This window comes from Arcicella rosea (assembly GCF_014204325.1).
GTDB classification, from domain to species: domain Bacteria; phylum Bacteroidota; class Bacteroidia; order Cytophagales; family Spirosomataceae; genus Arcicella; species Arcicella rosea_A.
This window is the reverse complement of the sequence record NZ_JACHKT010000010.1, coordinates 40,893-66,497: the sequence shown is the minus strand read 5'-3', so window position 1 is coordinate 66,497 and position 25,605 is coordinate 40,893. Positions and strand designations below refer to the sequence as shown.

General features: G+C 33.9%; 18 protein-coding genes and 1 tRNA gene. 16 read left to right on the top strand and 3 right to left on the bottom strand.

Annotated elements, in window-relative coordinates:
• The first annotated feature begins 93 nt into the window (after nucleotides 1-93).
• The 7 genes from hisG (at nucleotide 94) to HNP25_RS08695 (ending at nucleotide 7,079) form a co-directional block, all read left to right on the top strand.
• On the top strand, nucleotides 94-954 hold the full coding sequence (gene hisG, locus HNP25_RS08725; RefSeq protein ID WP_184133366.1) for an ATP phosphoribosyltransferase: 861 nt from the start codon (nucleotides 94-96) through the stop codon (nucleotides 952-954).
• 5 nt (nucleotides 955-959) lie between these two features.
• Nucleotides 960-2,216, top strand: a complete 1,257-nt coding sequence (hisD, locus tag HNP25_RS08720) for a histidinol dehydrogenase (RefSeq protein WP_184133364.1) — start codon at nucleotides 960-962, stop codon at nucleotides 2,214-2,216.
• A gap of 11 nt (nucleotides 2,217-2,227) precedes the next feature.
• Entirely contained in the window at nucleotides 2,228-3,283 is a 1,056-nt protein-coding gene (hisC, locus tag HNP25_RS08715) for a histidinol-phosphate transaminase (RefSeq protein ID WP_184133362.1), read from the top strand.
• 11 nt (nucleotides 3,284-3,294) lie between these two features.
• Nucleotides 3,295-3,801 (top strand): hypothetical protein, encoded by a 507-nt coding sequence (locus tag HNP25_RS08710; protein ID WP_184133360.1) that lies wholly within the window; start codon nucleotides 3,295-3,297, stop codon nucleotides 3,799-3,801.
• Between the two features lie 59 nt (nucleotides 3,802-3,860).
• Nucleotides 3,861-3,934 (top strand) — tRNA-Ala (locus tag HNP25_RS08705).
• A 169-nt stretch (nucleotides 3,935-4,103) separates the two neighbouring features.
• Nucleotides 4,104-5,120, top strand: coding sequence for a sensor histidine kinase (locus HNP25_RS08700; RefSeq protein WP_184133358.1), 1,017 nt, complete (start codon nucleotides 4,104-4,106; stop codon nucleotides 5,118-5,120).
• Nucleotides 5,121-5,192: 72 nt separating this feature from the next.
• Nucleotides 5,193-7,079: a CocE/NonD family hydrolase gene (locus HNP25_RS08695; protein WP_184133356.1), complete on the top strand. Its 1,887-nt coding sequence runs from the start codon at nucleotides 5,193-5,195 to the stop codon at nucleotides 7,077-7,079.
• 94 nt (nucleotides 7,080-7,173) lie between these two features.
• On the opposite strand, the gene HNP25_RS08690 is transcribed toward HNP25_RS08695, so the two are convergent.
• Nucleotides 7,174-8,352, bottom strand: a complete 1,179-nt coding sequence (locus HNP25_RS08690; protein ID WP_184133355.1) for a TlpA disulfide reductase family protein — start codon at nucleotides 8,350-8,352, stop codon at nucleotides 7,174-7,176.
• Nucleotides 8,353-8,770: 418 nt separating this feature from the next.
• Between HNP25_RS08690 and HNP25_RS08685 the strand changes: the two genes are divergently transcribed.
• Nucleotides 8,771-9,550 carry an alpha/beta fold hydrolase gene (locus HNP25_RS08685; RefSeq protein ID WP_184133354.1) on the top strand — a complete coding sequence of 260 codons (780 nt, stop codon included), beginning with the start codon at nucleotides 8,771-8,773 and terminating at the stop codon, nucleotides 9,548-9,550.
• Between the two features lie 104 nt (nucleotides 9,551-9,654).
• Nucleotides 9,655-10,521 (top strand): bestrophin family protein, encoded by an 867-nt coding sequence (locus HNP25_RS08680; RefSeq protein WP_184133353.1) that lies wholly within the window; start codon nucleotides 9,655-9,657, stop codon nucleotides 10,519-10,521.
• A 113-nt stretch (nucleotides 10,522-10,634) separates the two neighbouring features.
• Here HNP25_RS08680 and HNP25_RS08675 read toward each other — a convergent pair whose 3' ends face one another.
• On the bottom strand, nucleotides 10,635-11,510 hold the full coding sequence (locus tag HNP25_RS08675) for a 1-aminocyclopropane-1-carboxylate deaminase/D-cysteine desulfhydrase (protein ID WP_184133352.1): 876 nt from the start codon (nucleotides 11,508-11,510) through the stop codon (nucleotides 10,635-10,637).
• A 39-nt stretch (nucleotides 11,511-11,549) separates the two neighbouring features.
• Here HNP25_RS08675 and HNP25_RS08670 point away from each other — a divergent pair, with 39 nt between their 5' ends.
• From HNP25_RS08670 to HNP25_RS08660, 3 genes are all read left to right on the top strand, one after another.
• On the top strand, nucleotides 11,550-12,569 hold the full coding sequence (locus HNP25_RS08670; protein WP_184133351.1) for an RluA family pseudouridine synthase: 1,020 nt from the start codon (nucleotides 11,550-11,552) through the stop codon (nucleotides 12,567-12,569).
• Nucleotides 12,570-12,593: 24 nt separating this feature from the next.
• Nucleotides 12,594-13,043, top strand: coding sequence for a GNAT family N-acetyltransferase (locus HNP25_RS08665; RefSeq protein WP_184133350.1), 450 nt, complete (start codon nucleotides 12,594-12,596; stop codon nucleotides 13,041-13,043).
• A gap of 293 nt (nucleotides 13,044-13,336) precedes the next feature.
• Nucleotides 13,337-17,110: a hydantoinase B/oxoprolinase family protein gene (locus HNP25_RS08660; protein ID WP_184133349.1), complete on the top strand. Its 3,774-nt coding sequence runs from the start codon at nucleotides 13,337-13,339 to the stop codon at nucleotides 17,108-17,110.
• A gap of 164 nt (nucleotides 17,111-17,274) precedes the next feature.
• On the opposite strand, the gene HNP25_RS08655 is transcribed toward HNP25_RS08660, so the two are convergent.
• Nucleotides 17,275-18,291, bottom strand: a complete 1,017-nt coding sequence (locus tag HNP25_RS08655) for a GntR family transcriptional regulator (RefSeq protein ID WP_184133348.1) — start codon at nucleotides 18,289-18,291, stop codon at nucleotides 17,275-17,277.
• A gap of 570 nt (nucleotides 18,292-18,861) precedes the next feature.
• On the opposite strand from HNP25_RS08655, the gene HNP25_RS08650 reads away from it, so the two are divergent.
• The 4 genes from HNP25_RS08650 (at nucleotide 18,862) to HNP25_RS08635 (ending at nucleotide 25,543) form a co-directional block, all read left to right on the top strand.
• A complete protein-coding gene (locus HNP25_RS08650; protein WP_184133347.1) occupies nucleotides 18,862-19,212 on the top strand; it encodes a hypothetical protein in 351 nt (116 codons plus the stop codon).
• Between the two features lie 287 nt (nucleotides 19,213-19,499).
• The gene (locus HNP25_RS08645; RefSeq protein ID WP_184133346.1) at nucleotides 19,500-22,001 is read left to right on the top strand and encodes a YbcC family protein; all 2,502 of its coding nucleotides are present in this window, start codon (nucleotides 19,500-19,502) and stop codon (nucleotides 21,999-22,001) included.
• Nucleotides 22,002-22,010: 9 nt separating this feature from the next.
• Nucleotides 22,011-23,879, top strand: a complete 1,869-nt coding sequence (locus HNP25_RS08640) for a proton-conducting transporter transmembrane domain-containing protein (protein WP_184133345.1) — start codon at nucleotides 22,011-22,013, stop codon at nucleotides 23,877-23,879.
• Between the two features lie 77 nt (nucleotides 23,880-23,956).
• Entirely contained in the window at nucleotides 23,957-25,543 is a 1,587-nt protein-coding gene (locus HNP25_RS08635) for a SulP family inorganic anion transporter (RefSeq protein WP_184133344.1), read from the top strand.
• Nucleotides 25,544-25,605 lie beyond the last annotated feature (62 nt).

The following is a 25,605-nucleotide window of genomic DNA, read 5'->3' as shown; positions in this document are numbered from 1 at the left end:
CAGTCCGCTAGCGATTTACCTAAATAGACAAAAACAATCGTCATTAATCATTTTAGGAAATCTTAGTATCGTGGACTAATAAATAACTGACAAGTGACTCAAAATTTAAGAATTGCCGTTCAGAAATCTGGACGCTTAAGTGAGGATTCCCTCAATCTTTTTAAGGAATGCGGAATCAAGTTTGATAATGGTGCAGGAAAGTTAAAAGCAACTTCTTCAAACTTCCCAGCAGAATTTTTGTTTCTTAGAGACGACGATATTCCCGGCTATGTAGAAGATGGCGTTGCGGATATTGGTATTGTCGGACAAAATGTTCATGTAGAGAGCAATAAAAATGTTTCAGAAGTGAAATTATTGGGCTTTTCAAAATGCAGATTATCAATTGCTATTCCAAGAAGTGATGCTTATAATGGTATTGAAGATTTAGAAGGAAAAGACATTGCTACTTCATATCCAATTATTTTAGGAAACTACCTAAAAGATAATGGCGTTACTTCTCATATTCACGAAATATCAGGTTCAGTAGAAATTGCACCAAGTATTGGTTTAGCTCATGCTGTTTGTGATATTGTTTCGTCTGGCGGTACTTTATTGAGTAATGGTCTTAAAGAAGTAGAAGTGATTTTCCGTTCGGAAGCAATTATGATTGGTTGTCCAACCATGTCGGCTGAAAAACAAGATATTCTAAAACAAATTTTATTTAGAATTGACGCTGTTCAAAGAGCAAAAAATAACAAGTATGTAGTGCTGAATACCAAAAATGAAAACATACAAGCCATCAGTAAATTATTGCCAGGAATGCAATCACCATCGGTGATTCCTTTGGCACAAGAAGGCTGGTCGGCAATGAGTTCAGTAATTAACGAAAATGACTTTTGGCAAAATATTGAAAAATTACGTGAGGCAGGTGCTGAAGGTATTTTAGTAATGCCAATTGAAAAAATGATTTATTAGTTTCCATGAAAATTATAAAATATCCCAAACAATCCGATTATAAAGCCTTATTAACACGCCCTACACAGGATATTGCTGTGATTGAACAGCGTGTTGCACCCATCTTGTATAGAGTAAAAACAGAAGGCGATATTGCTCTTCGTGATTTTGCTTTGAGCTTCGATAAAGTCCATTTAGAATCTATTGAAATGCCTTCTACAGCAATTGAAGAGGCAGCATCATTACTTTCAGAAGATTTAAAACAAGCGATACATCAAGCATACAAGAACATCCATAAATTTCATGAAGCTCAAAAGAGTACTCCTGAAAAAATTGAAACGATGTCGGGTGTTACTTGTTGGCGAAAAACAGTCGGAATTGATAAAGTTGGGGTATATATTCCTGGTGGAACAGCACCATTATTTTCAACCGTTTTGATGTTAGGCATTCCAGCACAAATTGCTGGTTGTAGAGAAGTAGTTTTATGTACGCCATCAAACCATCCAGCAATTTTGTACGCAGCTTCGCTTTGTGGAATCACCAAAATTTATAGAATTGGTGGTGCTCAGGCCATCGCAGCGATGGCTTATGGCACAGAAACTGTTCCACAAGTATATAAAATTTTTGGCCCAGGAAATCAGTATGTTACTGCTGCCAAAATGTTGGTTAACAAAGAAGGAATTGCGATTGATATGCCTGCTGGTCCATCAGAAGTAGCCGTTTATGCAGATGATTCTGCCAATCCAGCTTTTGTGGCGGCAGATTTATTATCACAAGCAGAACATGGTGTTGACTCACAAGTATTACTAGTTTCAACTTCTGAAAAAATGATTGAAGCAGTAAACGAAGAACTTGAAACACAATTAGCGGTTTTACCAAGAGCAGAATTTGCTTCAAAAGCACTTGAAAATAGCCAGGCTATTTTGGTAGAAAATCAGCAGATAGCTTTAGCCCTTTTGAACGATTACGCTGCCGAACACTTGATTTTATCCATAGAAAATGCGGAAGAAGTATCAGAAAAAATTTACCAAGCAGGCTCAATTTTCTTAGGAAATTACACACCTGAATCTGCTGGTGACTATGCTTCAGGTACAAACCATACTTTGCCAACAAATGGTTATGCAAGAGCTTATTCTGGTGTAAGTTTAGATAGCTTCGTAAAGAAAATAACAGTTCAGCATATTACCAAAGAAGGCATTCAAAACCTCGGAAAAACAATTATTGAAATGGCAGAAGCGGAGTCATTAGATGCTCATGCTAATGCAGTGAAAATTAGAATGTAAATTATTTAATTATGACTTTCAACTTACAAAGTATCGTTCGTAAACATATTCTTAGTCTTGCTCCTTACTCTTCTGCTCGTGATGAATATACAGGTAAAGAAGGGATTTTTTTAGATGCAAATGAAAACCCAATTGGTTCGGCAACGCCTGAAAACTGGAACAGATACCCAGACCCATATCAAGCTGCCATTAAAGAAAAAATTGCACCAATCAAAGGCTGCCGCCCAACGCAAATATTCTTAGGAAATGGCTCTGACGAACCGATTGATTTAATTATTAGATTGACTTGCGAACCCAAAGAAGATAATATTATTATCCTTCCGCCAACTTACGGAATGTATGAAGTAAGTGCTTCGGTGAATAATGTTCAGGTTCAGAAGATTGATTTGACGGAAGATTATCAATTGGATGTTGATGCGATTATTGAAGCTATCAATCCAAAAACGAAATTGATTTTCATTTGTTCGCCGAACAACCCAACTGGGAATATTATCAATCGTGAAGCAATTTTAACCATCATTGATAATTTTGAGCATGGTTTGGTAATTATTGATGAAGCTTACAATGATTTTTCAGATGAGCCATCTTTCATTCCTGAATTAGATAATTTCCCGAATGTAATGGTACTTCAAACGTTCTCAAAAGCTTGGGGTTTAGCGGCTTTAAGATTGGGAATGGCTTTTGCCAATGAGGAATTAATCAAGCTTTTGAATAAGATTAAATATCCATATAACATTAATGGTTTGACACAAAAATTATTAATTGAAAATATTGCTAATACTGATTTTGTGGTAAATTCCGTTAATACGCTGAACAATAACCGTAAGCTATTGGCAGAATCATTATCTGAATTATCAATCGTTGAAAAGATTTTTCCATCGGATGCTAATTTTCTGTTGGTTAAATTTCAAGATGCAAAAGCAGTTTTTGATTATTTAATTGAGCAAAAAACCATCGTTCGTGACCGCTCTAAAGTAAAACTTTGCGATAATTCTTTAAGAATTTCGATTGGTACGACAGAAGAAAATACTCATTTAATGAATCTAGTGAAAGCTTACAAATCATAATCTTATTCCTTATGAAAAAAATTGCTTTTATCTTTTCTTTAATGTTATTAAGTTTTTCTGGGTTTTCGCAGTACAAAACTTGGGCTGTTGGTGCCAAATTGGGTGACCCATCTGGTTTAACAATTCGTCATTATTTAAGTAATGATAAAAATGCTTTAGAACTAAATGTTGGTGTTTATGGTGCACTTTGGGGGTTAAGAAGCCCTTACAGAGATGGTAATTTTGATGGAGCTGGGATTTCTTTTAGTGGAATTTATCTTTGGCATCAGCAATTAGGCAATTCTCCTTTGAGATGTTATTATGGTTTTGGGGGGCAAATTACTTCTCGTTCATATATTTTGGCGAGTAAACAAACACCCAACACTGGAATTGGCGGCGTTGGACAAGCTGGACTAGAGTATGGTGTTCCAGATTCACCTTTATCAGTTTTTGGAGAATTAGGACTATACTTAGAACTTGTTCCTTCATTCTTTTATACACATCCTCAGGGTGGTTTGGGAGTAAGATACAATTTCTAAGAAATTCATACTTCAATTTTGCTTACTAATTCATATTGAATACTTTTGTAAGTATTCTTGGGGGCTTAGCTCAGTTGGCTAGAGTGCTACGCTGGCAGCGTAGAGGTCATGGGTTCGAATCCCATAGTCTCCACTTAAAAACCTTTGTACAAGCTAGTACAAAGGTTTTTTTATGTTTTGTGGTATTAATCAGAAAAAAAGTTCATTTTTGTTTGCTAAACAAAGCCTAAGAACCTTTTACATCTGATTAAATATTATTTACGCTATTTTCTTATATGAATCTCAGACAAATTTATTGGTTAATGCAAGTTTCTAGCTGGTTACTCATCGCCATGATGGCCTCGAAATATACCATCAAAGAGGATGCAACCTACAATCTTTTATTTCAATACTTTTCTTCAGTATTCATATTTGGGCTTTTTACAACACATACTTACAAACTGTTTGTAGATAAATACGAACCTGAAGAATCCTCTATTCAAACATTTCTTTTATTCCCACTCATCGGGAATATTATACTGGGTTTTCTATTTTTTATTTTAGATATTAAATTCACTTCAAGTGAAATATTAAAAAGTAATTATACTGCTTTTGGCGATTATTTCGGTCTGTTTGTTGATGATATTTGGGTAACTACTCCTTGGTTTTTCTTTTTTCATATTCTTAGGTATGTTACACAGAAACAAATGATAAATGAGAAAATGATTTCGATGGAAAAAATGCTTATCAAATCGGAATTAGATGCTCTCAAAACACAATTACATCCTCACTTTTTCTTTAATGCACTCAATAGTATCAAAGCTTTAATGGTGATAGACCATCACGAAGCCCGTGAAGCGGTAGATCAACTCTCAGATTTACTACGTTTATCTCTCAACATTGGGGAATCTCAAACAGTACGAGTGGAAGAAGAACTAAAACTCACCAAAGCTTATCTTTTCCTAGAAAAAATCAGGTTTGATAAAAGGCTCATGTATTACTTTGACATCGATGAAAAGCTTATTAATAAAATGATAATTCCAATTTCGTTGAGTACTCTTATTGAAAATGCTATCAAACATGGTATTGCTAAACTAAAAAATGGGGGAGAAGTTAACGTAAAAATTTTTGAAGAAGATGATAACCTAATGATGCAAGTAATCAATACGGGAAATTTTGTGAAGCAGGATGAAACCAAACGATATGATGGTGGCATTGGTTTGGTGAATCTCAAGAAACGTTTAGAGTTACAATACAGCGGAGAAGCTTCCTTGAAAATTGAAGAAATTGAAGATAAAGTAGTTTCTACCATTATCATTCCTCTTGCTAAAACTTGGTAAACACAAATCATTATATCAATCCTTAATTTACTTTATAAATTGCATTTTACTCAATAAATATTCATCAATAACATGAAAAAATTATTACTCTTATTTGCTCTTTGTTGCTTTTCATTTTATAATCAAGCTCAAAAGCTAACGGTTGCTCAATTAGATTCTGTCTTTGTTCACGAAAACTATGTCAAGACGCAATACGAAATCGAAATGCGAGATGGTGTTAAACTTTTCACAAATGTTTATACGCCTAAGGATGCCTCTGCCAACAAAAAATATCCAATTATTCTCAAAAGAACTTGTTACAGCGTCGCTCCTTATGGTAAAGACCAATTACCTAATCTGATTTCGAACTCAAGATACTTGATGCGTGAGAAATTTATTTTTGTTGACCAAGACGTGCGTGGACGCTGGATGTCGGAAGGCAATTTTACAAACATGACTCCGCATATTGCAAACAAAAACAGTAATAAAGATATTGATGAAGCTTCTGATACTTATGACAGCATTGATTGGTTAGTGAAAAACTTACCTAATAATAATGGAAACGTTGGTCAATTCGGTACTTCATATCCTGGTTTTTATACGATTGCTGGTGCTTTGTGTGGTCATCCAGCATTAAAAGCCGCTTCACCACAAGCACCTATTGCAGATTTTTTCTTTGATGATTTTCATCATAATGGAGCTTTTACAATGGGTTATGGTTTAACATTTCCAGTCTTTGGTGTTCAGCATCCAAAACCTACAACTAATTCTTGGTATGATGAGCAATTTCCAAGAATCAAAACTTTTGATGGTTTTGAATGGTATAAAACAATGTCTCCACTCAAAAATTTCGGAGAAAACTATGCCAACAATTTCTTTTGGCAAGAACATGTAGAACATCCTAATTATGATGAATTCTGGCAAAAAAGAAATATTCTTCCACATCTAAAAAATATCAAGAATGCACCTGCCATCATGGTTGTTGGTGGTTGGTTTGATGCTGAAGATTTATACGGTCCGCTTTCTATTTATAAAACACTTGAGAAAAATAATCCAAATATTTACAATTCAATTGTTATGGGACCTTTCGGTCATGGTGATTGGTCTCGTGAAAATGGACACCATTTCCATTCAAATATTTACTTTGGCGATAGTATTGCTACGCATTATCAGAAAAACATTGAATTAAAATTCTTTAAACATTTCTTGAAAGAAGCAGGCGATGGCAACAGCAAATTAGCAGAAGCAACATTATTTGATACTGGAAAAAAAGAATGGAAAGAATTTGCTGAATATCCTGTTAAAACAGCTCAAAAAATAGACTTTTACTTGAATCCAAATGGAAAAATTGCCACAGGAACTCCAGCAAAAGGCTTTGCAGAATTTGTTTCTGACCCATCAAAACCTGTTCCTTACACAGAAGACCCAAAACAGATTTTAGGATTTAGTCCAAGAAATTACATGAGTGAAGACCAACGTTTTGCAGGAAGTAGAACTGATGTTTTGACTTTTGAAACAGATGTGTTGACGGAGGATATTACTTTGGGTGGAGAAATCATGGCGAAATTAAAAATTTCAACAACAGGAACTGATGCCGACTGGTTTGTGAAATTGGTTGATGTATATCCGGGTGATGAAAAGAATAGCCCTTACACGCCAACACATATTACTTTAGGTGGTTATCAGCAAATGGTAAGAAGTGAAATTATGCGTTCACGTTTCAGAAATTCATTTAGCAAGCCAGAACCTTTAGTTGCCAATAAAGTAACAGACATCAATTTCCGTTTGCAAGATGTATTGCATACTTTCAAAAAAGGACATAAAATCATGATTCAGGTGCAATCTACTGTATTTCCATTATTTGATATTAACCCACAGAAATACGTAGAAAATATCTATAAAGCTAAAGAAAGTGATTTCCAAAAAGCGACTCACAGAGTATATGGTGACAGTAAGATTTCTGTTGAGGTATTGAAGTAATATCAAATCCAACATCCATAAAAAAAGCGGTCGAAATTAGTTTTTCGACCGCTTTTTTGTTGATTTTAATTTTCAAAGAATATGTTTTTACGCTTTATTTTCCTTTAGATTGAACTTCGCTCTTTACATTAGTTTGCTTACTGAAAATTGATTCCAATTTCTTTCCTAAAGCTTCTCCTCTTAGATTTTTAGCAATGATTTTACCGTCTGGATCTAATAATAAGTTTTGTGGAATAGCTTGAATACCGTAAAGTTTGGCTACTTCATTATCCCAATATTTTAAATCAGAAACTTGTGTCCAAGTTAATTGGTCGTCATGAATGGCTTTTAACCATTTTTCTTTGGCATTTGGTTGGTCTAAAGAAACACCGATGATATGAAAACCTTGGTCTTTGAATTGATTAAATACTTTTACAACATTTGGATTTTCTCTTCTACAAGGGCCACACCAACTTGCCCAAAAGTCAATTAATAAATATTTACCTCTTAAAGAAGATAACTTAACAGCTACGCCTAAAGTATCATTTTGCGTAAAATCTAACGCTTCTCTGCCAATGCCAGTAAGTTTAGCCGTTTCAATTTTAGCTTTAAACTCTAGTCCAGCAGGAGAAGATTTAACAGTGCTTGATAATAAATTAAAAAGAGGTTCTACTTTATCAACTAGCAATTCATAACCTGAATATGTTTTTAAAGTATATAAAGCTATCGGAGAGTTTGGATTTTTCTTCAAATAAGTTCCATAAACATTTTCTCTTTGTATTTCATCCAACGAATCAATTGATGCTTCAACTCTATCGGTAGCAACTTTGTCTTTGTTTTTACTGTATGCTGAATATTGCTTATATAATTCTTGCATTTGGCTTTCATAAGGTTTTGAAGCCAGATTCAATTTCTCAAATTCAATATGAGCTTTAGAACCTTTTACGCTAACATTGGTAAATGAATCTACACTAGCAACATTAATAATACCCGGTTCGATAAACACACTAGCAACATTTCTTTGAGTAAGTCTAGCTTTTTTATTAGCCGCATTTTTAGCAGAAAACTGTACTCTTACAGGTTCAGTGACGTTGATATTAAAGGCATATTGTTCATTAACTACGTTGGCGCTATCTACTACTCTTTTACCATTAGCGGAATAATTGGCATAGATAATAGAAAGAGTATCTTTAATGTTTTTTAGTGTTCCTTTTACATGAACATTAGGTTTTACTTTTTGTGCATGAACAGCCATTGGAAGTGCAAGCAGAACGATTGCAAATAGTTTTTTCATTGAATAAGGATTTTTAGTTTAATAATTGATGGTTGACTCTCAACAAATATACGTAGTTGTAAAAAAAAATCCTATTGGTTGAATAGAGTAATTTTGTGCTTATGCTATCGCCATTGTTTGTGTCTTGAAAATAATATTCCATTGTAAACAAACAAAATTCTGATGTAATAAAGAGTTTTTTTATAAGTAGCTCATTAATAGTTAATTAGTTTATTTTTTAAAATATATAACTTTATTTAAAAGAGGTCAATCGGTAGAAAATCGTCAATTATTTCAATATCTTTTTTCTTACAGTTTTGATGTTGTTTTTACGCTTTTCAGCATAGTTTTTCTATTAAATATTTCATCTAAGTATATTTGTAGAAACGATGCTTTTTGTTCGTAAAACCCTTTAATTAACTTCATTTTCCTCAAACCCATGTACAAGAAAATCTGTAGTTTTCTACTTTGTTCGGTAGTTCTTTTCAATTGTGTAAAACCTTCTATTGCTCAATCCTCTCCATTAGTTTTTACGAGCTTTAAAGTTCTTGAAGATAGCCTTATGCTTTTTGATAAAACTAGGAATAGACAAATTCCTGTAGCTTTGTATTTTCCGCAAAGTACTAAAAAACTAAAGAATCAGCCATTGATAATTGTTAGTCATGGGTATTGGCAAAACAAGGGTGGCTCAAATAAAGCATATACTTCTATTGCAAAATACTTGGTTACTCATGGATATTTCGTAGCCAGTATTCAACACGAATTACCCAACGATGATTTAATACCAACAACTGGAATTCCACAAATAGTGAGGCGTCCATTTTGGGAAAGAGGGAGTGATAATATTCTCTTTGTGTTGAATGAATTAAAAAAGACTCAATCTCAGTTAGATTTCAAACATGTAATACTTATTGGGCATTCAAATGGGGGAGATATGTCAGTTTTGTTTGCTCATAAACATCCTGATTTGGTATATAAAGTAATTTCATTGGATAGTAGAAGAATGCCTTTTCCTAGAACTGCCCAACCAAAATTATACTCTTTGCGTTCGAGCGACCAAGTTGCAGATGAGGGTGTTTTACCAAGCCTTGAAGAACAAAAGAAATACGGAATTACCATCATTAAATTAAATAATACTATTCATAATGATATGGACGATAATGCCAATGAGGCTCAGCGAAAAGAAATCAATGAGTATATCATGCGTTTTTTAAAATGATTAGATTGAGCTTATTTCTACAAGGCTTCTACTTGAAAATAGAAGCCTTGTAGTATATTTGCTAAGGTCATCATTCCTAAATCTATTAAACCCATCAAACTAAAATGATTAATTATAACCCTAAAGAATGGTTTACCTTTATTTTCAGAGTTCATAAAAGTGATACTGTTCGTCAGTTGATGCCAATGATAATCAGTTTGTCGATTTATGTGGCTTTGGTTGCATTTTTAGAAATACAAGTGTTTAATTTAGGCGAAAATAGTCATCTCAAAAACATTACTATTCTGCATGGAATGTTGGGTTTTGTGATTTCGTTACTCTTGGTTTTTAGAACCAATACTGCTTATGAACGTTGGTGGGAAGGAAGAAAGCTATGGGGAAGTTTAACCAATACTTCCAGAAACTTAGCGATGAAAATCAATGCCGTGTTGCCTAAAGACGATGAGCTTAACAGAACATTTTTTAAAGAACATATTGTAGAATATGCTTTCGCCTTGAAAAGACATCTCAGGGGACATCAACGAGAAAGCGAAGTATTTCAGTCTAACGTTATTATCGACCATGAACTACATAAGCCCAATCATATTGCAGCTTTGATGTACACTCGTTTGAATGATTTGTACAATCAAAAAATCATTAGTGGGACACAATTACTTTTCTTGAATGAAGAGTTTCGTGCATTTACTGATATTTGTGGTGCTTGCGAACGCATCAAGAATACGCCGATTCCGTTCTCTTATTCTGTTTTTATCAAGAAGTTTATTTTCTTTTATGTGATGTCTTTGCCTTTTGGCTATGTATTTAGTTTGGGTTATATCGCTGTGCCAATTGTAGTTTTTGTGTTTTATGTATTGGCAAGTTTAGAAATTATTGCAGAAGAAATTGAAAATCCTTTTGGTGTAGATGATAACGATTTACCATTGACAATGATGTCGAAGAATATCCAGAAACATGTTGGTGAGATTTTGTAGGAGAGGATGGGTTTTATTTTTTAGCTTACGGATTTCGGCAATCAGATTTTAGCTTTATTTTTTATTAACAAAGAAACTTGATTGCTGAAATCCAAAAGCTGAAAGCTCACACCTTATTTCAACTCCTCGCTTCGTCCTTGCAAACCACCAGTATGAACAGCTACGATATTTGAGTTTTCTGGAAAATATCCTTGCTTGATTAAATCATAAATCCCAAACATCATTTTGCCTGTATAAACTTGTTCGAGTTGAATGCCATTATTTCTTTCTTCAAAGCCTTTGATAAATTCAATCAGTTCTGGAGTAGTTTTAGCATAGCCATCGAAATGATATTGTTCGTTGAGTTCAAACTCTTTTTCAAAAGGTAAAAGCTTTTCAATTTGTCCTTTCAATAAACCTTTCCCTTTTAATGAAGCAAAGCCAATGGCTTTTGTTGTACCTCTAACGCCACTCACTATACCTGCTAAAGTTCCACCAGTACCAACGGCAGAACAAATAAAGTCGGGGTCGATTACCTCATAAATTTCATCAACCATTTCATTTACTCCTTTTATTGCCAAATCGTTTGTGCCACCTTCTGGCAATACATAAAACTTTTCTCCGTATTGTCGGGTTAATCTATTCCTAAAATTATAATCAAGGCGAGTAACAAAAATTAATTCCATACCACAATCATGGGCATATCGTAAAGTATCATTTGAATCTGGCGTTAGTTCATCTCCACGAATAATTCCTACAGTTTTAAACCCAAATTCTTTGCCAGCGGCAGCCGTTGCATAAATGTGATTAGAATAAGCACCACCGAAAGTTAATAGTTGGTCAAATCCTTTTTCTTTCGCTTCTATTAGATTGAATTTTAGTTTTCTCCATTTATTTCCCGTTACAGTTGGGTGAATTAAATCATCTCTTTTAATGTATAATTTTATGTTGTAGGATGCTAACACAGCATCCTTTATTAACGTTAAAGGAGAATGAGGTAATTGAAACATGGCGGTATTTGATTAATTTTGATTTTTAATGCCAAATATATGCAAGAAATAGAAGACGAAGAAGAAGAATTGTATCAACACCACCGATTTGAGGTTGACAAAGGACAAAGTATCTTAAGGGTAGATAAGTATCTCATGTCAAGAATGCAAAATGCTTCTAGGAATAAAATTCAAGATGCTATTGAAACGGGTGCAGTCAGAGTAAATGAGGCAATCGTTAAAGCAAACTATAAAGTAAAACCATTAGATGTTATTACGATTTTGTTAGCAGAACCGCCTCGTAATACAGAGATTATCCCACAAAATATACCTTTAGATATTGTTTATGAAGACGATGAATTGCTAGTTGTAAACAAACCTGCGGGTATGGTTGTACATCCAGCACATGGCAATTGGGAAGGTACTTTAGTGAATGCTTTGGTGTATCACTTCCAAAATTTACCGACACATCGCAATGGAGAAATTCGTCCGGGTTTAGTACATCGAATAGATAAAGATACTTCTGGTTTATTAGTAATTGCCAAAACAGAAACAGCGATGACACATTTGGCAAAGCAATTCTTTGATCATAGTATTGAACGTACTTATAATGCTTTAGTTTGGGGAGAACCTAAAGCTGATGAAGGAACAATTACGGGTCATGTTGGAAGAAGTTTAAAAGACCGTAAGATTATGACTGTCTTCCCAGATGGTTCAATGGGAAAAGATGCTACAACACATTATAAAGTATTGAAGAAATTACGCTATGTTTCTGTAGTTCAATGTAATTTAGAAACTGGAAGAACGCATCAAATTAGAGTACATTTCAAACATATTGGTCATCCATTGTTCAACGATACTACTTATGGTGGCGATAGAATTTTGAGAGGAACGGTATTTTCTAAATACGAACAATTTGTAGGTAATTGTTTTAAGATGTGTCCGAGACAAGCATTACATGCAAAGTCATTAGGATTTATTCATCCAAAAACAGGAGAGTTTTTACAATTTGATACAGAACTCCCAGAAGAAATGCAACAAGTAATCCAGAAATGGGATACTTATGTGAATAACGAATAAAACCATTAACCTAAAAATATTCCAATGTCAGTTATTATCAGAAAAGGTATTCGTGAAGATGTACCTGTGATGTTTGAGTTAATCAAAGAATTAGCACTTTACGAAAAAGCTCCAGAACAAGTAACCAATACAGTGGAACAAATGTATGTGGATGGTTTTGGCGATAATCCAATCTTTGGAAGCATTGTTGCAGAAGTAGCAGGTGAAGTACTAGGATTAGCCTTGTATTATTACCGATATTCTACTTGGAAAGGAAAGCGTTTGTATTTGGAAGATTTAATCGTTTCTGAAAAAATGCGAGGAAAAGGGTTAGGTGAAAAATTATTAGAAGCAACGATTCAGCAAGCCAAAGATGATGCTTGTACTGGAGTGATGTGGCAAGTATTAGATTGGAACGAACCAGCCATTAATTTCTACAAAAAATTCGGAACAAGAATGGATGGAGAATGGATTAATGTGCATTTGGATTTTTAGTTTTTGGAGACTGTAGGATTTTAGGACTAGAGGATTTTAAGACTTTAAGACTTTTGGATTTTGGGACTGCAAGAATAAGGAGATTGTAGATTTTCCAATTAGCGGGTGAATTAATTCACCCGCTAATTGGAAAATAGGGAATGTTTAAACAGCTTTCATCAATATTACAATTTAAAATTCTATCCTTTAATTAATTGATTCTTTTAATCTATAGCGTTATCCTAAATCATCTTGTCTCAAAATCCTCAAATCCTTTAGTCCTCCAGTCTTCAAGTCTTCAAATCTAAAAAAAAATGCAAAAAACCTACTACATTTCAATAGATACTGGTGGCACATTCACCGATTGTGTTGCCTCTGATAGTGATGGGAAACAATATCGCTACAAAATACTCTCTAACAGTTCACTTCGTGGCGAAATTGTATCGCAAATTAATCCACAACTTTTCACAGTAAAAGCTTCTTGGTTTTTGAAAAGAGATATTCTTGAAGGATATACTTTTACTTTATTGAATCATGATTTTGAAGCAAAAGTTGTAAGTTTTGATGTAGCCAATAATACTCTAACATTAGACCAAGCTTTACCTATATCATTGCAAAATAGAGTAATGAGTTTTGCATTAACAGCTTTTGAAGAAGCTCCTGTTCTAGGAGCGAGACTAATTACCCAAACAGGATTAAAAGAAGAATTTCCAGCGATTCAAATTAGAATTGGTTCTACCAAAGGAACAAATGCACTTTTAGAAATGAAAGGAGCGAAGACAGCTTTTTTCGTAACAGCAGGATTTAAAGATTTGTTAGTGATTGGTAATCAGTCACGTACAGATATTTTTGCCTTGAATATTGTTCGTCCAGAACCACTTTATAGTGAAGTAATTGAAGTAAAAGAGCAAATTGATAAAGATGGCAATATCATTGATGAAATAGATATTTCAGCGATAGAAATAGTAGCCAAAAGATTAAAAGAAGCAGGAATTTCAGCAATAGCCATCTGTTTGAAAAATGCTTATCGCAACAATATTCACGAAAAAACATTGAAAGAAATATTACTAAAACACTTTCAATACGTGAATATTTCTACAGAATTAAGTAAGCAAATCAAGTTTTTGAATCGAGCAGAAACAACTGTTGTGAATGCCTATCTTGCTCCAATTATTCATACTTATATCAATAATATCAGTTCACAAATTCCAGATAAGCATTTTAAAGTAATGACAAGTGCAGGAAGTTTAGTGAATGCTCATCATTTTCATCCCAAAGATAGTTTACTTTCAGGCCCAGCAGGAGGCGTAGTTGGTGCGGCATATATTGCCAAAGCTTCTGGTTTTCAGAAAATTGTAACTTTCGATATGGGTGGAACAAGTACCGATGTAGCACGTTATGATGGAAATTTTGATTATCAATTCTCACAGAAAATTGGCAGCGGACAAATCTTTAGTCCTTCATTAGCCATAGAAACTGTAGCAGCAGGCGGAGGTTCAATCTGTTCATTTGATGGTTTTAAACTAAGTGTTGGCCCCGAAAGTGCAGGTTCAATGCCAGGCCCTGCTTGTTATGGTGCAGGTGGAGATTTAACCATTACGGATGTCAACTTATTATTAGGTCGCTTAGATATTCAACAATTTAGCATTCCTGTTTTTCCAGAAAAAGCAGCAGCTAAACTGCAAGAATTATTACAAAATATTGCCCAAAAGACAGGTAAAGAACCTGTAAAAGAAGAGATTTTAGAAGGATTTAGAGCTATTGCCAATGAAAAAATGGCAGATACAGTTCGCAAAATATCTATTTCAAAAGGGTATTCAATCCATGATTACGCATTGGTCGCTTTTGGTGGTGCAGGCGGTTTACACGCTTGTGGAATTGCTAATTTATTAAATATCAATACGATTCTTTTACCAAAAGATGCTGGATTACTTTCAGCTTTTGGCATTGATAAAGCACAAGTAGAACGCTTTTCAGAACGCTCAGTATTATCAATTTTTGATGAGAAATTAGAGATACAACTAAAAGAATTGTTCACACAAGCAGAAGATGAAGTTATCAAGACTTTAGAAAACGATGGAGTAGCCAATGAAAATATTCGTTTCAAAAGTCATACTTTATATCTTCGTTTCAAAGGACAAGATTCAACGATAGAAGTAACATGGCAAAGTTTCGATGAAATGTTAGCTACATTCAAAGAAAAATACAATGCTATTTTTGGTCATTGGATAGAAAACAGAGCGATTGAATTAGAAAGTATCAGAGTAAATGCTTTTGAGTTTTCGGAAAAAGAAGTGACTCCAGAAGCTGAAATTGCAAACGAAAACTTCCCCAAAGCAAATCATACTGTAAAGGCTTTTTTCAATAAAAAATGGCAAAATATTCCAGTATATTTCAGAAATCAGTTGGAAAATGGTGCTGTCATCAATGGATTTGCTTTGTTATTAGACCCTTTTAGTACAACCGTTATAGAACAAGGTTGGACTTTGAAAATTGATAGTCAAGGAACAGCCATTATACAAAAAGTATCGGAGGAAATTCTTGATAATGAAGTACATAATCAAGAAACTCAATTAGAACTTTTCACCAATCGTTTTATGACGATTGCCGAGAATATGGGTTTACTACTTCAAAGAACAGCATTGTCAGTGAACGTAAAGGAGCGACTAGATTTTTCTTGTGCTTTACTGGATGCAGAAGGAGAATTAATCGCCAATGCGCCACATATTCCAGTTCATTTAGGTAGTTTGGGCGTTTGTGTAAGAAGTGTGTTGAAGCATATTTCAATTGGAAAAGGCGATGTGGTTGTAACAAATCATCCAAAATTTGGTGGTTCGCATTTACCAGATATTACTTTGATTTCTTCGGTATATTCCTTTGAAGATGAATTGATTGGTTACGTAGTAAATCGTTGTCACCATTCTGAAATTGGTGGAGTTCGTCCTGCTTCAATGCCACCGTATTCAAAGAATTTAGCAGAAGAAGGTGTTGTGATTCCTCCGATGTATTTGGTGAAAAATGGTGAAATACGTTGGGATGAAATTAAACATTTACTGCTATCAGCAGCGTATCCAACAAGAGCGATTGATGAGAATTTAGCAGACTTAAATGCAGCTTTAGCGGCAAATCGAAATGGCGAAGAAGCTTTACAAACCTTGGTTCAGGAACATGGATTAGCGAAAGTTCATTTTTACATGAAGCGTTTGAAGACTTATTCTGAAAGTAGAATGAGAGAAAAACTTCAAGCATTTGGACAAGGAATTTATCAAGCAGAAGAGTTTTTAGATAATGGTGAGCCTTTAAAAGTAGCAATAACAATTACAGAAAATCATTGCACCATTGATTTTACTGGAAGTACAAAAACTGATTCAGGAAACTTGAATGCCAATATTGCGATTGTCAATTCTGTCGTGATTTATGTGTTAAGATTATTATTGAACGAAAAAATACCATTGAACGATGGCATTTTAAAAGCGGTTGAATTAATCATTCCAGAAAAGTCAATTTTGAATCCTGATTATCCTGAAAACCCAGCAGATTGTCCTGCTGTTGTAGGTGGTAATGTTGAATTAAGTCAAAGACTAACAGATACTTTACTGAAAGCTTTTGGCATTGTGGCTTCATCGCAAGGAACGATGAATAACTTTTTATTTGGTAACAAAAACTTTGGTTATTACGAAACAATTTGCGGAGGAAGTGGAGCAGGAAATGGTTTCGACGGTACCTCTGGCATACATACGCACATGACGAATACTAGAATCACAGATGCTGAGATTATGGAGTTACGTTATCCTGTTTATCTAAATCGTTTTGAAATTCGTCATGATTCTGCGGGTGCTGGAAAATATAAAGGAGGAGAAGGAATTGTGCGTGAAGTAACCTTTTTAGAAGAAGTAGAAGTTTCATTACTTCGTCAACATATTAGCACACAACCTTATGGTTTGACGGGAGGAAAAGCTGGAAAATCAGGAAAACATTTATTAACCAGAACAAATGGAACATCTACGACAAACAATGAGATAACGGCTCATAAAGGAGATAAATTAACCATTTGGACACCAGGGGGCGGAGGTTTTGGGGATGAATAAGTTCAAAGCTAGGACAAAATAAATTGAGGATGAAAACCTATAAGGATTTTAGTTTAAGTATTTTATTACTAGGTTTTATCTAAATCCTTATAGGTTTAATGGAATTGTATCTTGTACTTTTAAAAGTAAAATATATTCACAAATCACCAATTCTAAATTAAACTTTACAAAGATTTTCGCTTGATAAAGTAACTTTTATTGACAAATCTTCCTTTTTGACGAGTTAAAATCATTTCAGCAGCTCTTTTCCCCATCAACGCAAAGTCGTTTGAAATTACTGAAACACCTTCAGCCAAGATTTCTTTAATTGGCGTATCGTCATAAGACATTAAGCCGATGTCTGTACCTAATTTCCAACCTTTTTTATTCGACCAGTTGATAAATCTAACCAAATCATTTTCACGGAAAACCAAATAAGCATGGTCTTTTTGGAGGTGTTCCTCTTCTTCTAAATCAGAAATAATTTCAAAAGAAACATTATTTTCAAGACAAAAACGTTCAAAACCCTGAATGATTCCAACAGGAGTATATTGAAAACTTTTACTGCTTAAAACCAAGGAAAAAGTCTGATATTTTTTAATTAAATCCTTGGCTTCAATCAGACCGGTATAAGTATTTTTCTGAAAATCTTGGTATAAAATAGCATAGTCTGTTCCAAAAGTGGGTACATCAATGTCTAGTATCAAGAGTTTCTCTTTTGGTATTTTTTGAAGTACATCCCTTACATCTTGATTGAAATGAGGCATTACAATATAAAAATTATAAGAGCCAAGATGGTTGATAATAGTATTTTCAAATACTTTAAGATTGTGATGATGAAAGAAAATATTTAAAGTAACATTTTCGCCTAACTCAGCTACCAGACTATCATATAAAATTTCTTTGTAAGGTGTGAGGGCATCAAAAAGCACAAAAATATTTAACTGACTTCTTGTATCAGTATTAGAAACATAAAAACCTTTTCCGTGATGAGAAGTAATGATTCCTTTTTCTCGAAGTTCATCATAGGCTTTGGCTACAGTCATTCTTGCCATTCCAAAGTTCTGTGAAACCTCATTAATAGAAGGCAATTGCTGACCTCTCGTTAATTCGCCTTCTTCAATGGCGTTAAGGATATATTCTATTAGTTGTTGGAATTTAGGCTTACTTGAGCTCGCATCAATTTGAATGCTATTTTTCATTGGAAGTATTTCTAATTTGAGGTAATTAAGGCAAATTAATATTTTTTTTGCTCCTGTATTAATAAAATATTGTCTTTTTCCAATTTTAACTCAAATTGTGTTTGAAAAATTTTGAATCGCTAATTTTTTTTTTAAATTTGTACTGAAATTTACTAGCATAGTATAGCATTGTTTTGATTTTCACTTAACTCAAAATAAGCTTTAACATATAATGTTCCATCTCTCTTTTTGAGATGCTACTTTTACAAGTTTTGTTTATAAAAATGGTTAATGGTGTACAGTGTCTGTCGGAGGCATGATTTTGTCTCCGCAGGCAATTGTCTTCTAAACAAGCTTGATGATTTTGCCTCCTATCTCTGAATATTTAATTATAGAACTACTTGTTTACAAGTAGTTTTTTCTTTTTTCAGGAATTTAATATTGATTTTTAGTTAAAAAATTAAACTTTATAATGATTTTTAAGTTGAACGTAAAATAATTATGTGTTATTGATGTTAATTTGAAGTGAAAGGCATAAATTGCCACCATCATCTGTAATGCACTTTCTTGTCAACAAAGAATTCCGGCAATATGAAATTTTTGAAAATACTTTTATTGTTGTTGCTCGTAAGCTTCAAATTCATTGCTTCGCCAATGAATCTTGATAGTGATGTGCATCATCAACACATTAAAAGACATTTTCTCAAATCTTCAGATGATACCTCCAGAACACAATTCTGTGACACTGAAATTAATGAAACTGAAGAAAATTCTGAAAATGGTAAAGATTTTGATTTAGCAAAAATCAACTTTACAATTAGTCAGTATTTCACCTTCAAAGCTTTTGTACTAAAGCAAACTTACCTTTCTTCTTCGATTTTTAAAGCGAAAGACTATACTTGTCATCATCTTTTCGTGCTGTTCCTCAATTTTCGTATTTGATATTTTTCTAAAGTATCATCCTTGATGCTTGCATTGTTTACCGTTTCAAGGTAAATCAACCCTTTATTTCAACGTATTTTTTATTAAAGTTGCTTCAAATTATTAGTCTAACGCTGATAATGTTGGCTAAAACTTGTATTGAACTTGATTGTATTGTTTGGTTTTTCAATTGGTAAAAATCAAATTTTATAGGCTAGTTTGTTGTACTTCATTTTTACTTTCCAGTAAAATATAAGTATCACTGCACAATCAACTGTACAAGTCTTGGTTAAATCTTAACTACTCGTATGAAAGCACACAATTTATCCTTTGATGAACATGAAATTCTTCATGAACTCAAGCATTATTTGCCTGCCCAAGCTCCTTTGAAGGACTTTGTTCATCACAATACGCTTCATGCTTTTCAACATCTTAAGTTTTATAAAGCTATCAGAAATGCTTCAAAAATATTTGGGTATAAAGTATTTTTGAGTTTGGATGAATTCAGAACACTTTATTATTCAAAAAGAATTAGTCCAGCTATTCTTGATAAAGTGATTGTTGAAAGAATGGGAGAGGAGCATCTGGAAGATTGGAAAGAAAAAGTGCTCCATAAAGAGTATGACACGTTAATTTCTCCGAGAGTTGGTAATTTAAGAGCAAACTGGAAATTAGTTCACCATATTGATATGGATTTGCTAGTTCATCCAATTTTGTTCAGAATTCTTTGTAGTTTCCTTGATCAAGGCATTTCAATTTGGAGCTTTCCTAATATTCACAAAGGATTTTTGGCTTCGATTAGAGAAATGGAACGCAATACTTTTACCAGTTTTTTCAAAACAGAAAGAGCGAGGAAGTTATTATTGGAAGGAAATTGTAAAATCGAAGATTTGTTAAAAATCCTTGTGGGCGATGCTTCATTTTATAAGCAATACCTTTACGATCAGCAGTTTGCCCATCAAGGTTGGTCGGGAATGGTTTCAGTCGTTGAAGATTTACCACAAACATTATTGGATCATAAGAAAATCTCTACGCATGATTTAATCGTTTTTGAATTGCTATTGGAAATTGATGCACTTGACTTCAAATTTGGAGAAAATTGGGTAACACTTGGAAGTACTGTTAAAGAAAACGCAAAAGATGTTTTTGCAGAAGTGCCTGAAACTGAATTGAATCAAGTACTTATAATTTGGCAAGATGCTTTTGAATGGACTTATTATGACCAAGTATTGGCAGGTATTCAACTTGAAAAAGGTACAAAAAGAGAAATTCAAGAAAAGAGTTTTCAAGCAATGTTTTGTATTGACGACCGTGAATGTTCGATTCGTAGATACCTTGAAAAATTTGATAATGCTTGCGAAACATTTGGTACACCAGGATTTTTTGGTGTTGAGTTTTATTATCAGCCCGAACATGCCAATTCATACACAAAGCAATGTCCATCACCAGTTAATCCTAAATTCTTGATAAAAGAGCTGGGCTCAAAAAAGAAAGAGGGGAAAGATGCTCATTTTACTAAACAAACCCATTCTTTATTGAGTGGCTGGTTGTTTTCTCAGACTTTGGGCTTTTGGTCTATATTTCGTTTGTTCTTGAATATTTTCAGACCATCAATGAGTGCCGCTTCGGTTTCTTCATTCAAACACATGGATAAAGAATCGACCCTAACGATTGAACATGGTCATCATCACAGTCATCCAAGAAAAGATGAACTCCAGATTGGTTTTACTGTTGATGAAATGGCTCAACGTATGGAAGGATTGCTAAAGAGTATTGGTTTAGTGAAAGATTTTGCTCCTATCGTATATATAGTAGGGCATGGAGCGAGTAGCGTAAATAATACTCATTATGCAGGTTATGATTGCGGTGCTTGTTGTGGAAGACCAGGTTCGGTGAATGCGAGAGTAGCGAGTTATATGTTGAATCATATTGAAGTAAGAAAAATATTGGCTTCAAAAGGAATTGACATTCCAGAAACGACTCAATTTGTAGGTGCTTTGCATGATACAACTCGTGATGAAATTTTGTTTTTTGATGAAAATATACTTTCTGAAAAAAATAAAGTTGGTCATGAAAAGAATGAACCACTTTTTGTGAAAGCTCTTGATTTTAATGCGAAAGAACGGTCAAGAAGATTTGAATCAATTGATACTAAACTGACAGTTGAGGATATTCATGAAAAAATACGAATTAGGTCGGTTTCGCTCTTTGAGCCTAGACCAGAGCTTAACCACGCAACCAATGCGATTTGTATTGTTGGAAGAAGAGAGCTATCGAAAGATTTATTTTTAGATAGACGTGCTTTTATGAATTCTTACAATTACAAAGTTGATTTAGATGGCAAGTATCTTTTTAATATTTTGAAAGCAGCCGCACCAGTTTGCGGTGGGATTAATCTGGAATATTATTTTTCAAGGGTTGATAATCAGAAATTAGGTGCTGGTTCAAAATTACCACATAATGTAATGGGGCTTTTTGGAGTTGCCAACGGTATTGATGGAGATTTAAGACCCGGTCTGCCTAGTCAGATGATTGAAGTTCATGACCCAATTCGGATGCTTTTTATTGTTGAACATTTTCCTGATGTGGTGTTGAATACAATCAAAACAGCACCAGAAACTTACGAATGGTTCAATAATGAATGGGTGCATTTGGTTGTGGTGAATCCTGAAAGTAGAAAAGTATTTAGATTTGAGAATGGTCATTTTGTGCCTTATCAGGCTGTTCATGAACAGTTAGATTCAGTTGCTGATATTGAAACCTTGCTTGAATCAAATCAAGAAAATTTTCCAGTTTATTTAATTAAATAAGAATACAAAATGACTTCAATACTTCAAATTTTTATTCTTATACCTATCATTGGGTTTATAGTAAGTTTATTAATTCCTCGAAAAATGGAAGGTGTTCTGTCATGGACTGCTTTTTCAACGGTAGGAGTACACTTAATTAGCTTTATTGTTTTTTTAGTTTATTGGCTTTTACATGGTCATGAAACGCTTAATTTAAAGGAAATTGTACTTTTTAAATCCAAAGAGTATGAGTTTCTGATTGATTTTTGTTTTGATAAAATCACGGTTGTATATCTGTTGGTTGGTGCATTTTTAACGTTTCTCGTAACGATTTACAGTCGTTATTATCTTCATAGAGAACAAGGATATAAACGTTTTTTTAATACGATTTTATTTTTCTATGTAGGTTACAATGTAGCTATACTTTCTGGAAACTTTGAAACGCTTTTTATAGGTTGGGAAATTCTTGGAATTTCATCATTTCTATTAATTGCCTTTTATCGTGATAGATATTTACCCGTAAAAAATGCCATTAAAGTATTTTCAGTTTATAGAATTGGCGACATTGGTTTAATCCTAGCTATGTGGGCGAGCCATCATTTATGGCATGAAAATATTACTTTTTTGAAGTTGAGTAACTATGAATTAGTACATGAGCATCTGCAAAGTCATAGTTTTACGGGCGTATTTATTTCGATTATGATATTAGTTGCAGCAGCGGTTAAGTCTGCACAATTACCATTTTCGTCTTGGTTACCAAGAGCAATGGAAGGGCCAACGCCTTCAAGTGCTATTTTTTATGGTTCGCTTTCGGTGCATTTAGGCGTTTTTCTTTTGGTAAGAACTTTCCCTTTTTGGGAACATCAAATTTCTGTAAGAATCCTCATTGCTTTACTTGGGTTTTCAACAAGTCTCATTGCTTCTTTAATTGCAAGAGTACAATCGTCGGTGAAAAGCCAAATTGCTTATGCTTCGATAGCACAAATTGGTTTAATTTTCATAGAAGTAGCAGCAGGTTTTGAGAATTTGGCATTATTTCACTTTGCAGGAAATGCTTTCTTGAGAACGTATCAATTACTTGTTTCGCCATCTATTGTAAGTTATATGATTCGTGAACAGTTTTACAATTTCGTCCCACGTCACCATACTATTGAAGATTCTTTCCCTAAAAAAGTAGAGTACTCTATTTATATGATGAGTTTGAAAGAATGGAATTTAGATTTATTCATGGATTATATTGTTTGGAAACCCTTGAAAAATGTAGGGAGAAAATTAGACTTTTTAACAGTAAAAAAGCTGTTGTTTCTTTTCGTTCCTACGTATTTTATTGGATTGCTATTACTGTATAATGAGGAAAATCTAGCGGTAGAATTACATGAGTATTTACCAGGTTTGTTTTCATTAATTGGGTTTATTATGGTGTTGAAATCTTATTCAGAAAGGAAAAATCCAAGAATGAGCTGGCTATTAATCATCATGAATCATTTCTGGATTGCCTTAGCGATTTCATTCAACGAGCATTTCAAAGTTGAAGAAGCAGTTTTTTACCTGAGTGGTATCGTAATCATGGGAACGTTGGGATACTTCACTTTGAGCAAACTTACTGCTATCGAAAAAGTACTTGATTTGAATCGTTTCAATGGACATGTCTATGAACATCCAAGATTTGCGATGATGTTTTTAGTTTCCTGTTTAGGCTTAACAGGCTTCCCGATTACTTCAACTTTTATTGGTGAAGATTTAATTTTTAGCCACATTCACGAAGACCAAGTATTCTTAGCATTTTTGATTTCTTCAAGTTTCATTATCGGTGGAATTTCTGTAGTTAGACTTTACGCAAGAATTTTTCTTGGACCACACATCAAAACATATCATGAAGTAGCTTATAAGTCTTCGTAAAAAATATATTATCTGAGTTCAAACTCAAATTAAGCATAGAGTAACGTCCCTAACATATTTAAAAATATAATTTCAAAATGGAAGTAAAAACAAAATTGACTGCTCCGCTTGATGGCCTCGCAGGATTAAAAGAAAACTTTTCTACAGATGCTATATCTGGATTTATAGTTTTTTTACTTGCACTTCCACTTAGTTTAGGAATTGCAAAAGCTTCAGAATTTCCACCGATTATGGGTTTAGTTTCCGCTATTATTGGTGGAATAGTTGTTAGTTTTATCATGGGCTCAAGGCTTACTATCAAAGGTCCAGCGGCTGGTTTGATTGTAATCGTGGCAGGAGCGGTGAATGAATTTGGTGGAGGCGAAACAGGCTGGCATTTAGCACTTGGTGCTATGGTAATTGCGGGTCTTGTTCAAATACTTTTTGGCGTATTCAAGCTAGGTAAATTAGCAGATTTTTTCCCCTTGTCAGCTATTCATGGAATGCTTGCTGCCATTGGTTTGATTATTATTGCAAAACAAATTCCTGTTTTGTTAGATGTAGCACCAGCACTTACTAAAGGAAAAGGCCCAATTGCATTGATAGGAGCAATTCCTACATTTATTGCTCATCTTGACCCAAAAGCAAGTTTGATAGGCGTGGTTTGTTTGGCTATTATGTTAGGCTGGCCTTTTATAAAGCATCCTATTTTCAAGAAGATTCCTGCTCCTTTGGTTGTACTAATTGTAGCAATTCCAGCTGAATTAGCAATGGATTTCCAAACTACTGAACCAGCTTATGCTTTAGTTCATATTGGAAACTTAATGGAAAATATAAAAGTAAATGTAGATTTTTCTGGTTTTGCTCAGACAGGAATGTTTATCAAATATGTAGTAATGTTTGCTTTGGTAGGAACTTTAGAGTCACTGCTGACGGTAAAAGCAATTGATATGTTGGATCCGTATCGTCGTAAATCAGATGCTAATAAAGATTTAATTGCCGTAGGAATAGGAAATACTTTAGCCGCAATTTTAGGTGGTTTACCAATGATTTCAGAGGTAGCACGTAGTTCTTCCAATGTTAATAATGGTGCAAAAACTCGTTGGGCAAATTTCTTTCATGGCTTTTTTATCCTAGGTTTTGTTTTACTGGCTTCACATTTAATCGAACTGATTCCTAACACAGCTTTAGCAGCGATGTTAATTACTGTTGGTATTAAATTGGCTCATCCTAAAGAGTTTATTCATACTTTCAAAATTGGCAAAGAACAATTGTCTATTTTCTTGATTACTATTTTCTTTACCTTATACGAAGATTTACTGGTAGGTATTGCTGCTGGTATTGGCTTAAAAATCATCATTCACTTGGTGAATGGTTTGCCAATTACTTCTCTTTTCAAAGCACCTACATTGGTTTCTTTTGAAGGAGATGATTATTTGGTAGAAATTGATAAATCGGCTGTATTTACTAACTATTTGGGGATTAAATCTAAATTAGATGCGATTCCTGCTGGCTTCAATGTAACGATTGATTTGAAAAACACGAAAATTGTTGACCACTCCGTAATGGAGAATTTACACCATTTTGAACATGATTATGTTGAAAATGGCGGTACAGTTAAAATTATCGGACTCGACGAACATAAGCCTGTTTCAGCTCATAAATTGGCAGCAAGAAAAATTTAAGCTTGATTCTTTTTTTGTAATAATTATACAGAGTAGCTAATTGGTTACTCTGTATCTCCAAA